Genomic DNA, 14040 nt, shown 5'->3' with positions numbered 1-14040 from the left:
ATTAGGACATCTCAATTCATGCTATATGTTTGCTTCTCGATATGTCAACCAGGTAATGTCGCTAACGTGCCGGTATATGGCGAAGCGCCGCCTCATTCGAGCCCCATCCGCTCCGTACGCTCGCCTGTTGACATCGGTCCGATCTGTGACTAGCATCTGTCTTTATTGTATTAATACACGCTAATACAACAATCAAGCTGATGTGAAGGCAAGCCCCGGCGGGGAATCGATCAGGTCGGAGCCGACGGTGTGCTGTCGTCGGCGCCCGAGGGCGTGGAAAACATGACTGGAGATAGCGAATGCTTCTTGACGACGAAGAAACCGCGATGCTCAACGGCGAACGTGGAAAAGTCCTGCAAATGGCGATGCGCCATCAGGTCGCGGTGGGCGATTTCTTTGGCGCGCGCGACTTTGTACCGGTAACGCAGGCACACGTGATGGCAGATACGGAAAGTCTCGGTCAGGCTGGCGTGATGTGGCTCGAGCAACTGTCCGAGGCCGGCGGCGACCGCCACACCGTCTGCATTCCGACCATTACCGACCCGCGCGGCACGGATTTCAAACACGCTAACGATCTCGGCCAGCGCGACTGGATGGTCGATCTCGAGCGTCGTGCAATTCGCGCGTTCGAGCGACTCGGCGTCAGCATGACCGACACATGCATCAACTATCAGACGGTGCTTGCCGCCACGCGCGGCGAACACGTGGCGTTCGGCGACACGGGCGTGGTCATATTCTCGAATTCAGTCAGCGGCGCGCGCTCGAACTTCGAAGGCGGTCCGTCGGCGCTGTCGGCGGGGCTGACCGGCCGCACGCCGCGTTACGGATTTCACCTCGACGAAAAGCGCCAGGCAACGCTGCGCTTTCGCGTGGACTACACGCCGCGCACGCTCAACGAGTGGGGCGCACTCGGAGGGGTGATCGGCCGCCTCGCCGGCAACTACTGGCAGGTGCCTGTGATCGAGGGCATCGAAGGCGCGCCGACGTCGGATGAACTCAAGCACTTCGGCGCCGCCATGGCCAGCTTCGGTTCGATAGCGCTCTTTCATATGACCGGCATTACGCCGGAGGCGACGCGAATCGACGATGTCGGGGGCCAGCGGTTGCCGGTTCATCATCGCGTGGGCCGGGCCGAGATCGAAGCCCTTGCCGCAAGCTATGCAGTAACGAAAAAGGTCGACGTCGTGGTGTTCTCCGCACCGCAGCTAAGCCTGTACGAACTGCGCGCGCTGGCCGAGATCTGCGATAGCCGCACCTTCAAGGTGCCGATGCTGGCGGTCACGAGTCCGCAGGTTGCGCCGGACGCCGAGCGCTTCGGTTATACGCGCAGAATCGAGCGCGCCGGCGGCACGGTCCTGGTTGGCATGTGCTTCTACCAGTCGTATGCGCGCGAGATGGCGGAAGCCAAGGGGTGGAAAGTGCTGGCCACGAACAGCGCGAAACTCGTCAACATCCTCGGCGGATATGGCTATACGCCCATGCTCGCGTCGATGGAAGAATGCGTCAAAGCCGCTGAAACGGGAGAACTGGCATGAAGGAACTCGTTCTGACCGCGCGTCATGCGCTTGGCAAAAGGGTGTCGGCGCAGGCACTCGTCGCGAAAGACGGCTTCTCGGCACGATACGACCTCAACCGCCTCGAAGGTGTGTTCTCGCGGCCCGCTCATCGGCTTGTCGGCCAATCCTACGTGGGGCGCATTCTCGTGCTGGACACCGCCAAGGGCGGCGTAGCCAGCGCGTGGATGCTCCATGAAATGCAGTCGCGCCATATGGCGCCGGTCGCGATCGTGTTCAATACCGTGAATCCGATCCTCGCGCAGGGAGCTGCATTAGGCGATATTTCGATGCTCGCGGGCTTCGATATGGACATTACGGAGGCCGTGCCGCACGGCTCATTCGTCGAAGTGGATCCGGCAGCGAAGACGCTGCGCGTGCTGCGACCTGCCACGGGCGAGACCGCGCCGGCGGCATTCGCGCACGGCCAATCGGACACTGCGCCGGTGCGCGTCGTACCGCGTAGCTGACGCGACGAACAGTATCGGCCGCTACGCCGCTCGATAGCCAAAGGAGTAGCGCGTTGCTTTGCAGCTTGTATGTAGATGTATTATTTTATTGTTACAAGCAACGAAGGCAACGCTCTCCTCTGGACTGTCATAGATGCAAGCAAACTCTGCGAAAAACGCGTCGCCGCGCAAGCGGGCGACCGTCCGTTCCGACCCCGCGCGAGCGAACCGCGACGACGATTCGAAGACACCGGCCGCCACGCGACCGGCGGCTGAAGGTGCGCCGCTGCTCAATCGCGAAAGCGCCGTCGCGCTATACATGCAGATCGCGGACCGGCTGCGTTCCGATATCGACGCGGGCGTCTTTGCTGCCGACAGCAAGCTGCCTGCCGAAAACGAGTTGACGCGCCGCTTCGACGTGAGCCGCGTGACCGTGCGTCAGGCGATCGCGCAATTGCTGGCTGAGGGCTATGTGGTCAGCAAGCAAGGCAAAGGCACGTTCGTGTCTCGCCAGAAGTTCTTGCATGACCTGAAGCCCATGCGCGGCTTCTATGACGCGCTCGTCGCGCAAGGCGTGGAACCGAAAACGAAGCTGCTTGAGTTCAAGCCCGCGTCGGCGCCGGAAAACGTCCGGCAGGCTTTCGGTTCTCCCGGCGACGATTGCTTTCAGCTCAAGCGCCTTTACCTCGTCGACGAAGAACCGATTGCGCTCGTCATTTCCACGCTGCCGCCCGAAGCGAGCGGATTGACATGGGAGCAGGCCAATCGCAATCCCATTTATGTATTGCTCGAGAATCTCCTCGGTCTTTCCGTGACAAGAGCGGAGATGCGAATCCGCGCGCGTTCGGCGGGCACATCGGTTGGACAGCTATTGGGCCTTCCGCCGCGCGCTGCGCTGCTGGTGTTGGAGCGCGAGTCGTTTGCGGGCGACGGAGCCTTGCGCGAGCGGACGACCTTCTATATCCGTCCCGAGAACTACGAATTTTCGCTCAGCGTACAAGGGCCGTTGCCGGTGGGCTCGTCGATCAAGAACGTGAGCGCGACCGCGGGAAATGGACGGGAGGGGAAGTCTTCTGCGAATTGAACACAGTGGTCGCGCTGTTCCGGCATCACCCTTTCGCCGACGAATAGAGTTCGTGTGTCCGCTTCGCCTCACTTGCGAACGTCTGGCGAAGCTGTTTCGGCTCGAGCACTTCCACATAGGGCCCAAACGCGCGGATCCACCAGTGCAACCGATCGCTTAACATGACGGTTGCCCATACCGTAATCGAGCCATCGCGGTTGGATTCGACTATCTGGTCCTTCGAAAGCGGCGTCTCGATGACGGCGTGACGCGCATCGCCGGCGAAGCGCAAAACGACTTGCGCCTTGCCTTGCGGGAAGAAATCGAAGTGCCGCTCGGTTTCGACATACTGGTTAAGCGAGAAGTCTCGCGGGTATGTGAAGGACTCGAGCTGTACCGTCGCGCTTTCCATTCTATCGAGCCGATACATCGCGGCAACAGGCTTGCCCGGGGGTTTCGCCACGAGATAGACCATCTCGGCGGCCTCGACCAGACCCAATGGCATGACAAGATGTCGCGCGGGAACTTTCGTTGGATTGGACCGCGCCCGATAGCCGATTTCGAGCAGGCGTTCGGAAAACAACGCTTGCGACACCATTCGAAAAACGTCTTCCTTGATGGCCGGACGGATGACCTGCAATGCACCATCCACCACCGCCACCTTGCGATGCCAGTTCGCGTGACGACGTCCTTCGTGGCTCGAACCGCGCGCAATTCTTTCGTCAGCAACTTCGAATAAGCCCTTTAGCGACGAACTGACGAGAGACGGGATCTGCCGTCCGGCGAATCGCTTGAGGACCTGTAGCGCGAGTGCTTCGTCGAAGCCCATCATGGATCCGGCCTTGGCGGCAATTCCGCTCGCGCCTTCCTTGCGCTGCCACTCGAGCGTATTGCCGGCGCGGCGGTACACAACCACACCGTCCTCGAGCAGTGCTTCGAGCCTGCGCTGAACCGTCTTGACGTGAGCGACCTCGACACCGAGTTGCCTCACTGCGTCGGCGACGCCCGGTGTGGTCATCCAGCGTTGCTGGTCGCGCGTGGTGGGCAGTACGGCGAGGATCTCTGAGTCTATTTTTGTCATGATGCGGCGACGAAAAGGTCGGGACGCGAAATGTCCCATAAGCGGATTATCGTCGCAAGTCGAACCGCAAAAGCGCATCGCCTCTGTATTCAAGGCTTTCTCTAAAGTTTTCTGTGTGTCTGCCGTTTTCCAGAAGATAGTGTGCGATTTGCTTTTGCTCGGCAATCGGAACGCAATCGATAGATTCAACGATCAACAAAAAAGAGACCGAAATTGCATACGCCAGTGTCGTGGGTTAGCGCCGTTGCCGTTTTCATTCTGCTCGTCTGTGCCGTTGCGCTTTGGGCCGCGAGGTCACGCAAAAAGGTGTCCGGCACGACCACGGCATTGATATCGCCGCAAAGCGTCGCGCAGACACAAGCACCTGAGACGGACCATCCGAGTCAGATCATCATCGGCGAGAGCCCGAGCAATCCGCTGGTTACGATCGAAGCTATCGAGCTGTCATCTCCGGCATACCGCCAGGCGAAGCGCGTCAACCATAGCGTCGGGGCATTGGCGCGACTCTCTTCACTCGTTCAGGCTGCGCCTGCGGTACTCGTGGCGGGAGAGGCAGCGGGTAAGCGGCTGATGGAAGTTGTCGTGAATGGCGATCTCGTGAAGGCGGCCGACGGCAACGGGCTGCTCGGCTTCACGAAAGGCGCGAGCGGAAAGATCAAGGAACATGCTCGCCTGTTCGAGACTTCGAATCTGCAGAGTATGATCAACGCGGCAGCCATTTGGCAAATTGCGTCGGTTGTCGTGGCGCAGAAGCATCTGGCCGATATCTCGCAGAAACTCGACGAGATCAAAAAGGGCGTCGAAAGCATTTCGCGTTTTCTCGACACCCAGCGAAGAGTTCGCGTGCAGTCGACGTATGAATATCTCGGTCAGGCGCGCATGGCGATCGAAGCGGGCGAGCTTCCCGCTAGCGTGCGGACCGAGCTTGAAGCGTGCGAGCGCGACCTGCTCGAAATTCAACTTCATCTCGAGAAAGAATTCGAAGCGAAGATCAAGGCGCGCGTTGAGCACAAGGAGATGATGGGCACCAAAGACCTCACGGCCGACATCCACACGAAGATCGACGCGCTCGACTTGCTCGCGCAGGACATATCGACCTGTATGCGCACTCGCATTGCCGCATGGCATGTTCTTTCGCTTTATCCTGGCGAGCCGCATCTGAAAGCGGCGCGTCGTCAAAGCATCGAGCAGGGCATCAAGTCGTTTCAGGCTTTATCGCCGACGTTCCGTGCGACCGTCGACGAGGAGATCGCCGGCGTGAAATCGTTCTGGAATTTTGCGTCGACGCTGGAGTCGAGGAAGCGCGAACTCGAAGTTAAATGCAAATCTGTTGGTGAAGCGCTGCTGGAGAAAGTTGCGCAAGGCAAGCTGTCGCTCGAACGCAGCGCCGGGCTTCTGCTCGCCGACAGCCGTCCGACGCGCGTTTTTCTCGAATGGGAGAACGGTGTTGTGGTGGGTGCGCGGCAGGTTTAGTGCTGCGCTTCTCGAATATTTTTGAAGCGAAGATCCTTTAGTTAAGTCGAGAAGCGCACCGACACAGCGACGGCGTCAATTGCGAAACGCGTCGACCCTAGGATGCTGCAGCACCTAGTCGAGCATTCTGCGGAAACATTTCACGACGCGCCGCTTCGTCCATTTCGGCCTTGAATGTATGGCGCGTTTTCAACGCGCCGGCGCGCTGCGCAGCAGGCCGTGCGTTGATCTCATCGAACAGACGCTTCAGGTGGGGCAGCTTCTCCCATGCGTCGGCATCTCCCGTCAGGAATGGCACGACGCCGGCCCAGCCCCACACCGCCATGTCCACCAGCGTGTAGGTGTCGCCGAGCATATAACGGCGCTGCGCGAGACGACTGTTGATGATGTTCCAGTGACGCCAGGCCTCGAAGTCATAGCGATTGAGCGCGTAAGTCTTCGGCTCCGGCGCGAAATGCCTGAAGTGGACGGCTTGCCCCGAGTACGGTCCCACGCCGGTGGCAACGAACATCAGCCACGAATACATCTCCGCGCGTGCAGCAGGCGTGTTCTCCGGGAAAAACTGTCCGGTCTTCTCCGCGAGATAGAGAAGAATGGCATTGCTGTCAAAAATCACTGCATCGCCGTCGACGAGCGCCGGCGTCTTTCCATTCGGGTTGATGGCTCTGAACGCATCGGTATGCTGCTCTCCCTTGCGAGTGTCGACGGGCACCACTTCGTAAGGCAGTTCCGTTTCTTCGAGAAATAGCGCGACCTTCGCGGGATTCGGTGAAGGGTGGTAGAAAAACTTGATCACGTGGCCTCCTCTTTGCGATGTACAACGTACTAGCGGGCTTGCCAATGTATCGCAGCGGGTAGGACAATAAGTGACTAATAGTCCTGATCTTTAAACCATCCGTCCCATGATCGACCGTCTGTCCAGTCTGCTCAGCCGTTTCGAACTGCGAGCCCGCGTATTTCGAGGAGGCGGCCTGCGCGGCTCCGAAAGCTTCGACGGCGACGGCGAGGAATGCCATCTGCATCTTGTACGCGGCGGCTCGATTGTGCTGACCAGCGCTCCGTTAGGCCAACACGTTATTGCGATGCCGGGTGCCGTGTTTTTGCGGCGTCCCGGATCTTACCGGCTCGATTCCGGCGAAGGCGAGACCGCCGATGTGGTTTCCGCCGCTTTCGAATTGGGCTTGGGAGACGAAAATCCGCTGCTGCGAAGTCTGCCCGGAATTCTTTCGATTCCATTTTCCTGTGTGCCGTCGCTCGAGGCCGTGCAGGAAGCGCTGTTCGCGGAATGCCATGAGCGCGCGTGCGGCCACGCGGCGGTGGTCGACAGACTCGCTGAGGTGCTGGTGATTCAGTTGCTTCGCTTTGCTATCCGGCGTCAGCTTGTCGAGAGCGGATCGCTTGCCGGGCTGGCCGACGCGAGGCTTTCTAAAGCGCTGACGGCGATGCATTCGGATCCGTCACAGGAATGGACGCTCGAACTCATGGCAGGTATCGCGGGAATGTCGCGCTCGCGTTTCGCGGCGGCTTTCACGGACACGGTGGGGATTCCGCCCGGTGAATATCTTACGCAATGGCGTATCGGGTTGGCTAAGAGGTTGTTGCGTCGAGGGCTTGCGGTAAAGCTCGTCGCGCTTGAAGTCGGATACGGCAGTGCTAGCGCGCTGACGCGGGCTTTCACGCATGGTGTGGGGCTCACGCCGACGCAGTGGTTGGCGGGGCAACGTGAGTTCGCTAGTGGTCAGGTGGAGTGATGTGGGACGTTGTCTACAGGGCCGGCGTCGAAGGTTGCTTCGTCAAATTATCATCACTTTTCAATTCTTGAGTTTAACCGGTTACCAGATTGCATCGAACAGCGCGGGCACGATTACGCCGGCTGCGCCGACAAGATTGAATTGCGCGATGCCGTCGAGGAACGTTGGGTTCGGATTGATTTGCACGATGGTCGCCCGGTGTTTCGCAGCGAGCAGAGGCAAACCCGCGGCAGGATGGACGAGCGACGACGTGCCGACGCTGAACAGCACGTCACATGCCTCGCACGCTTTCACGGCGGCTTGCCATTCGGACTCCGGCAGCATTTCGCCGAACCAGACGACGCCGGGACGTATGACGCCGTTGCATCGGTCGCATCGGGGCGGCGCGAGGCGTCGGCCACCGTGCGGTTCGTCGGGCGTTTCGGGCGGCAGCGCGTGGGGTTGCCTGCATTCGAAGCAAAATGGGCGATTCAATCGGCCGTGAAGATGGACCACACGGTCGCTGCCCGCGCGTTCGTGCAGGTCGTCGACGTTCTGTGTAACTACGTCGACGCGCGGAACGTTCGATGCGAAAGCGGCGATCGCTCGATGCGCTGCGTTTGGGTCTGCCTTCATCACTTGCATGCGTCGCCATTCGTACCAGCCCCAGACGAGATCGAGATCTCGCGTGAAGGCGTCGGCGGTCGCTAACTGCTCCGCGCTGTAGCGCTGCCAGAGGCCGGTCATCGCGTCGCGGAAGGTGGGGATGCCGCTTTCGGCAGAGACGCCCGCGCCGGTCAGGAAGACGATGTGGTTGGCGGCGCGTAGGGTAGTGATGAGGTTCGGGGGGATGGCGGGGATCATGGCGGTGCTCCGGCGCGCTGCTGTCTTGCGCTATGCAAGGGCGAGTGAGCAAGTATCTCAGGGAAATGGGCGCACCGCGTACCAGAGAAATGCAGGCGCTTCGCGCAAGACCGAGTAGATGTCGCGAGCTTGCCAAAATTGCGGATAAGCGCCGCTGACTTCGGTGACACCGAAACGCTTCATCGCCAGCATGGCGCGCGGGACGTGGAAGTACTGCGTCACGATCATCGCGCTCGAATGGTTATGCGCTCGCATCCATTCGCTTGCGTGTTGCGCTGTCGACCATGTGTCGTTTCCTTCCGGGTCGACAGTTATTTTGTCGGCTGGTACGCCGTTACGTACGAGCCATGCGTGCATTGAAGTGGCTTCGTTTACGCCAGATAAGCCGGTGCCGCCGCTCACGAAGATGATTTTGCATTCGCCGTCGTCGTAGCATTGCTTCGCGCGGCTTAGCCTTGCTGCTAGTCCTGGTGCCGGGACGCCGTCGCGGTCGACTGTATTTCCTGGAACGATGGCGACATCGGCGACGCGCGAACTACACAGCATGCCCGCAGCAGCGACTGTGATGCTGATCAATAGCCATAGGCATGCGACCCACTTCAAAAGCTTCACGTGCAATCCTCTTTGATGTTTATGTAGCGGCTTTGCCGCGTAAGTGAGCGACGCATCATTGAATGATTTAACGCGGACGTCAAGATGACCTCAATGTGAAGGTCTTAATGGCAAGGATATTTCCAAGACTCTTGCAGAACTTGCTTAATGATTCGCTTGATCACGTCTTAAAAGACATTGCTGATTGTTATGTTTTGTCAAAATTTCGTGCGGTCTATGGACTTTATTTAGCAATCCCACACGACTCCATATCTCTATTGAGCGATAGGCCATAAGGAGCGGGACAGGTGCGGCGATTTACATTGAGGAAGGGCGACAAGTCCTCAGCGGACGGTGTGGTGCTGGAAGGGGAAGAACGCTGCATGGAATTCGGCCGTGCATCGACGTACATCGGCGCCAAGGTTCACTGCCCCGCCTGCAAAACGGTCGGGACTATTGCAGCGAAAGGGCCACGATGGCCCGACAGCATGTTCGGAAAGGAACAGGCGCTTGAAGGCGACATCTGCCTTTGCAAGTGCAACCCGCCGCCCGTCATGATTGCGTCGCAGAACAGGAGCTTTCATGAGTTCAGTGCGGGTCAGTTGGCTGCGTTCAACACGGATCGCGTTGCCGCAAGCGAGCCCATAGCACCGCGTGATGACGAACACCTCGAACAGTACTTCGAGATCGTTGATGCCTGGACCAAAGAGCCAGTCGAAGGCATGACGTACAAGCTTTTGAACAACGGGGCGACCGTTATTTACGATGCGCCGCTCGTAGGGGGGAAAACACAGGCAGTTTCTGTGAAGGATAGTTCCAATCTGCGTTTTGTGGCCTGGCACAGCGGAAGTGTGCGATGACCGACACAATCGATAAGGAAGTTCGCTTGCTAGCTGCCATTGCCTATGGAGAGGCTTCGACCGCGAATGACTCGCAGGAAATTGGCGGTATCGCGTTTGCTGTGGCGAACCGATGCCGAGCTTGGGGCGGGAAAACGGTTTCCGAATTGCGTGCTGCGGACAACGATTACGCCTACGCGTGGAATGGCTCCAACGACCGGTTCAATCGATTGATGCGCGCTGTTGAAAGTGAGATTGAACACGACAGAGGAATGAAGCTAGCAGTCGATTGGGCGCGGAAAGCGTTAGTCAACGACGGGACGGACCCGTCGAACGGTGCGTATTGGTGGGACGGCCTCGACTTCAAGACGCGATACGAAACCCGACCCAAGGTGCGAAATGGGTTCACGTGGGGCGATCCTTCGAACAACATCTTCGGTGTGCCTGAGAAACGTCGCATACAAATCGTTCGCTGGAATATCGTAGACAGGAAAACTGGGAAAGTTGTCGATGGTGCCGAGCGCGGCCGTTACGATTCAGTATGGGTATCAACCGCTGCACATGGCAGCACCGTCTTTTGGCAGCACAACCCGGACTATCTGAAGGCCACTGGAGGGAAAGCGTACCGATGAAATTGGCGATTTATGCGGGAGCCTTAGGCATTGCCGCCGGCAATGCTTTCGCGGAACGCGTCTACGAGGACTACGACCCGTTCTATGCGGCACAACCACACACAGTGTTCGCCGCCCCGATCAAGTTCGATTCCGGGGTCGTGTATTCCATCCAAGGCGAGCCGGGTATTTTCACTAAACTTCGATCCCGTTTGGACGGGAAATCTCTACGCGTTTGGGTCTGGGAAGACCGCATTATGATCAACGGCAAAACGTATCGATTCGCTGATGCGACTCACTTCCCTGGAGAGCACTCGTCGTTCATCTATCCCGGTTCCGCCGACGTCTTCCAGGCTTCCCAGGCCCGTGGCCGTCCTGCGCTCCTTTGCGTACAAGGTCACGGCAGCGCATCCGGCGAGGCAGACCGGTACACGCAGATATATCTACTCATTGACCCACTTGCCCCGAAAAGCAAAGCGAGCTTTCTTCGATTACCCGGTCTGCTCTCGTCATGCCGTGCTGTCGTGGAGAATGAAGCTGGCAAAGTCGCTTTTCCGAAGAACAGCTACTTGTATAACGATAAACACGAGGCTCGTGTAGGTCTGTTGCTGTCGTATTACACATTTGGGCAACGGCGTTTCGTAAAGTCTGGCGACGAAATTCGGCTGCGTTTTGCTGACGCGGAAATACCGTTCCGTTTTTCGGTTCAACGGCGTGAGTAAGGCAGGTTATCGCTACCGGCTCCATCTTGTGCGCGTCGGCAACCTCTGTTTCGATGGATTCGAAGCGTTCGTGTAGCTGGCCAACTATTGATCGCTCGAATTCATGCCGATAGTCGTCTTTGCGCTGCTCACCGGACTGTTCGTGCTTTCGGCGGCATTCAGGCGTCTTTTCGGAGCCAGTTTGAGACAACGGGCTATCACGCCTGCTCGATGATGCTATCTGAGCATCACGCAGACCTCGTTACTACGGCGTGACACACCGATGCGTACAAAGCTGCCCCGCTTCTCATCAACACACGTTCATTTGAACGGGATCGATAGCAAATCACTTTGCAATCGCCACCGACTCTGCTTTCATGCGTCTCAAAGGCATGTCACCTATCTTGGTACCACCGTCCACGCAATGGTGGAAGCCGCCGGAAGATCCTTCTGAGCGAATAGCTCGTTTTACGACCGCAACTCGTAGCGGAGCGATTCCGAAATGCCGTCATGCCCTCGACATATATGTCTCGCCACCAATAGAAAAGACCCATAAGTTTCTCAACTTATGGGTCTGCTTTTCTCAGGTTATGCGCCCAGAGCTACAACGAATTAAACATCAATATTCCCCGCACGTAGCGCATTCGACTCAATAAACGCTCGACGAGGTTCCACCTCATCGCCCATGAGCGTGGTAAAAATTCCATCTGCAGCAATAGCGTCTTCGATCTGCACCCGAAGAAGGCGCCGCACGTTCGGGTCCATAGTCGTCTCCCAAAGCTGCTCAGGATTCATCTCGCCCAAACCCTTATACCGCTGCTTCGAAACATTGCGCTCAGCGTCCGCAATCAGCCACTTCATCGCACTCTTAAAGTCGCCAACCGCCATGCTGCGTTCGCCACGCTTGATTACCGCACCAGTCCCAATCAAACCTTTGAACGTATTCGCCGTATTAACGAGCTGCTGATAATCCGCCGTCAACTGAAACTCTTCATCGATGACGGAAACCTTCACATTCCCGTGATGCCGCCGCTCAACCCTTAGCGACCGCAACTCGCGCACCGGGTCATACATCGGGTACACGCTGACCTCAGGCTTCAACGCATCATCACGCAGCTTTGCCTCAAGCGCCTTAGCTGATGCCTCCGTAGAAGCCTCATTAGAAAGATCGATCGTAACCCCATCCATTACGGCTTCAAGCGAGTTCGCGTCATACAGCCTGCTCAACCGCTCAACCACCGCTTGTGCAAGCAAATACGAACGAGCAAGTTCACCAAGCGCATCCCCAGCGATCGGCGTAACGCCTTCGGAGGCAATCAATTCCGACCCATTCAACGCCAAACGAAGCATGTGCGCATTAAGCTCCGCCGCATCCTTGAGATACCGCTCATCCTTGCCCGCCTTAACCTTATAGAGCGGCGGCTGCGCGATGTAGATATACCCGCGCTCGATCATCTCGGGCATTTGCCGATAGAAGAACGTCAGCAGCAAGGTCCGGATGTGCGCGCCGTCAACGTCAGCGTCGGTCATGATGATGATGCGGTGATACCGCAGCTTATCGAGGTTGTAATCCTCTTTGCCGATGCCACAACCAAGCGCGGTAATCAGCGTAACGATCTGCTCGGACGACAGAAGCTTGTCATACCGGGCCTTTTCAACATTCAGCACCTTCCCACGCAGCGGCAAAATCGCCTGGAACTTCCGATCGCGTCCTTGCTTGGCCGACCCACCCGCCGAGTCACCCTCAACGATATAAATCTCCGACTTGGCCGGATCCTTCTCCTGGCAATCAGCAAGCTTCCCAGGCAGCCCAACGCCATCGAGCACACCCTTGCGCCGCGTCATCTCCCGCGCTTTCCGCGCCGCATCGCGCGCCCGCGCAGCATCGACAATCTTCCCGCAAATAATCTTCGCGTCATTCGGCGTCTCGAGCAGAAACTCTTCAAGCGCCTTGGCGACAACCTCTTCAACCGGCGCCCGCACTTCAGACGACACAAGCTTGTCCTTCGTCTGCGAACTGAACTTAGGCTCCGGAACCTTCACCGACAACACGCACGAAAGCCCTTCACGCATATCGTCACCAGAAGTCTCGACCTTAGCTTTCTTGGCAATTTCCTGATCGGTGATGTACTTGTTAATCACCCGGGTCATCGCCGCGCGCAAACCGGTCAAATGCGTGCCGCCATCGCGCTGCGGAATGTTGTTCGTAAAGCAGAGTACGTTCTCGTTGTAGCTATCGTTCCACTGCATAGCCACTTCCACGCCCACGCCTTCCTTCTCGCCGACGATATGAAAAATCGTCGGGTGCAGCACGCTTTTGGTCTTGTTGATGTACTCAACAAAGCCTTTAACGCCGCCGCCCAGCGCAAAATCGTCCTCCTTACCCGACCGCAGATCGGTGAGCTTGATCCGCACACCGTTATTAAGGAATGACAACTCGCGAATCCGCTTGGCCAGAATGTCGTAGTGGTATTCGACATTGCCGAAGATCGTCTCATCGGCCATAAAGTGCACTTCGGTCCCACGATTCTCCGTATCGCCCACCACCGGAATCGGCGAAACGCGCTCGCCATCCACTTCCTCGATCGTGCGGTTCTGCGGCACGCCGCGATGAAACTCCATAAAGTGCTTCTTGCCATCGCGGCGCACAGTCAACCGCAGCCACGACGAAAGCGCGTTCACGCACGACACGCCCACGCCGTGCAAACCGCCCGACACCTTATAGCTGTTCTGATCGAACTTGCCGCCGGCGTGCAATTCCGTCATCACGATTTCCGCCGCGCTTCGCTTCGGATCGTGCTTGTCGTCCATCTTCAGGCCCGTCGGAATGCCGCGGCCATTGTCGGTAACCGAAATCGAGTTATCGGCGTGAATAATCACCTGAATATCGTCGCAATAACCGGCCAGCGCTTCGTCGATCGAATTGTCGAGCACCTCGAATACGAGGTGGTGCAGACCGGTCCCGTCCGACGTGTCGCCAATGTACATACCCGGTCGCTTGCGCACCGCCTCCAGACCCTCCAGGATCTGAATCGACGAGGCGCCGTAGCTGTTATCGGGTTGGGTATGGTTCAGTTCACTCATG

General features: G+C 58.0%; 13 protein-coding genes. 8 read left to right on the top strand and 5 right to left on the bottom strand.

The genetic code is table 11. From position 1 onward, the window contains the following. The first annotated feature begins 299 nt into the window (after window positions 1–299). The 3 genes from BTO02_RS00915 to BTO02_RS00905 all read left to right on the top strand — a co-directional run bounded on the left by BTO02_RS00915 (window position 300) and on the right by BTO02_RS00905 (window position 3086). The gene (locus BTO02_RS00915) at window positions 300–1535 is read left to right on the top strand and encodes an aconitase X (protein WP_075155420.1); all 1236 of its coding nucleotides are present in this window, start codon (window positions 300–302) and stop codon (window positions 1533–1535) included. Beyond that, window positions 1532–2023: an aconitase X swivel domain-containing protein gene (locus BTO02_RS00910; RefSeq protein WP_075155419.1), complete on the top strand. Its 492-nt coding sequence runs from the start codon at window positions 1532–1534 to the stop codon at window positions 2021–2023. The genes BTO02_RS00915 and BTO02_RS00910 overlap by 4 nt, the downstream gene beginning before the upstream one ends. Before the next feature lie 133 nt (window positions 2024–2156). Then, on the top strand, window positions 2157–3086 hold the full coding sequence (locus BTO02_RS00905; protein ID WP_083614940.1) for a GntR family transcriptional regulator: 930 nt from the start codon (window positions 2157–2159) through the stop codon (window positions 3084–3086). A gap of 25 nt (window positions 3087–3111) precedes the next feature. Here the strand turns inward: BTO02_RS00905 and BTO02_RS00900 are convergent, their stop codons facing one another. Beyond that, on the bottom strand, window positions 3112–4311 hold the full coding sequence (locus BTO02_RS00900) for a helix-turn-helix transcriptional regulator (protein WP_156883727.1): 1200 nt from the start codon (window positions 4309–4311) through the stop codon (window positions 3112–3114). 48 nt (window positions 4312–4359) lie between these two features. Here BTO02_RS00900 and BTO02_RS00895 point away from each other — a divergent pair, with 48 nt between their 5' ends. After that, window positions 4360–5619 carry a hypothetical protein gene (locus BTO02_RS00895; protein ID WP_156883726.1) on the top strand — a complete coding sequence of 420 codons (1260 nt, stop codon included), beginning with the start codon at window positions 4360–4362 and terminating at the stop codon, window positions 5617–5619. A gap of 97 nt (window positions 5620–5716) precedes the next feature. Here the strand turns inward: BTO02_RS00895 and BTO02_RS00890 are convergent, their stop codons facing one another. Beyond that, complete coding sequence (locus tag BTO02_RS00890; RefSeq protein WP_075155416.1) at window positions 5717–6415, bottom strand: glutathione S-transferase family protein; 699 nt, start codon at window positions 6413–6415, stop codon at window positions 5717–5719. Between the two features lie 106 nt (window positions 6416–6521). Here BTO02_RS00890 and BTO02_RS00885 point away from each other — a divergent pair, with 106 nt between their 5' ends. Beyond that, the gene (locus BTO02_RS00885; RefSeq protein WP_075155415.1) at window positions 6522–7370 is read left to right on the top strand and encodes an AraC family transcriptional regulator; all 849 of its coding nucleotides are present in this window, start codon (window positions 6522–6524) and stop codon (window positions 7368–7370) included. 81 nt (window positions 7371–7451) lie between these two features. On the opposite strand, the gene BTO02_RS00880 is transcribed toward BTO02_RS00885, so the two are convergent. Continuing rightward, window positions 7452–8213: an SIR2 family NAD-dependent protein deacylase gene (locus tag BTO02_RS00880; RefSeq protein WP_075155414.1), complete on the bottom strand. Its 762-nt coding sequence runs from the start codon at window positions 8211–8213 to the stop codon at window positions 7452–7454. 57 nt (window positions 8214–8270) lie between these two features. Further along, window positions 8271–8825, bottom strand: a complete 555-nt coding sequence (locus tag BTO02_RS00875; protein WP_232243412.1) for a YdcF family protein — start codon at window positions 8823–8825, stop codon at window positions 8271–8273. Between the two features lie 287 nt (window positions 8826–9112). On the opposite strand from BTO02_RS00875, the gene BTO02_RS00870 reads away from it, so the two are divergent. The 3 genes from BTO02_RS00870 to BTO02_RS00860 are packed head-to-tail and all read left to right on the top strand — an operon-like array spanning window position 9113 to window position 10976. Continuing rightward, window positions 9113–9664, top strand: a complete 552-nt coding sequence (locus BTO02_RS00870) for a PAAR domain-containing protein (RefSeq protein ID WP_075155412.1) — start codon at window positions 9113–9115, stop codon at window positions 9662–9664. Further along, a complete protein-coding gene (locus BTO02_RS00865; protein ID WP_075155411.1) occupies window positions 9661–10275 on the top strand; it encodes a hypothetical protein in 615 nt (204 codons plus the stop codon). The genes BTO02_RS00870 and BTO02_RS00865 overlap by 4 nt, the downstream gene beginning before the upstream one ends. Beyond that, window positions 10272–10976: a hypothetical protein gene (locus tag BTO02_RS00860; protein WP_075155410.1), complete on the top strand. Its 705-nt coding sequence runs from the start codon at window positions 10272–10274 to the stop codon at window positions 10974–10976. Before BTO02_RS00865 ends, BTO02_RS00860 begins: the two co-directional genes overlap by 4 nt. Window positions 10977–11567: 591 nt before the next feature. Here BTO02_RS00860 and gyrB read toward each other — a convergent pair. Beyond that, window positions 11568–14039: a DNA topoisomerase (ATP-hydrolyzing) subunit B gene (gyrB, locus tag BTO02_RS00855; protein WP_075155409.1), complete on the bottom strand. Its 2472-nt coding sequence runs from the start codon at window positions 14037–14039 to the stop codon at window positions 11568–11570. Window position 14040: the final 1 nt, after the last annotated feature.

The sequence above is a fragment of the Paraburkholderia sp. SOS3 genome, from assembly GCF_001922345.1.
Taxonomy (GTDB): Bacteria; Pseudomonadota; Gammaproteobacteria; order Burkholderiales; family Burkholderiaceae; genus Paraburkholderia.
Note: the sequence above shows the minus strand (reverse complement) of the source record. Positions and strands in the feature narration are given on the sequence as shown.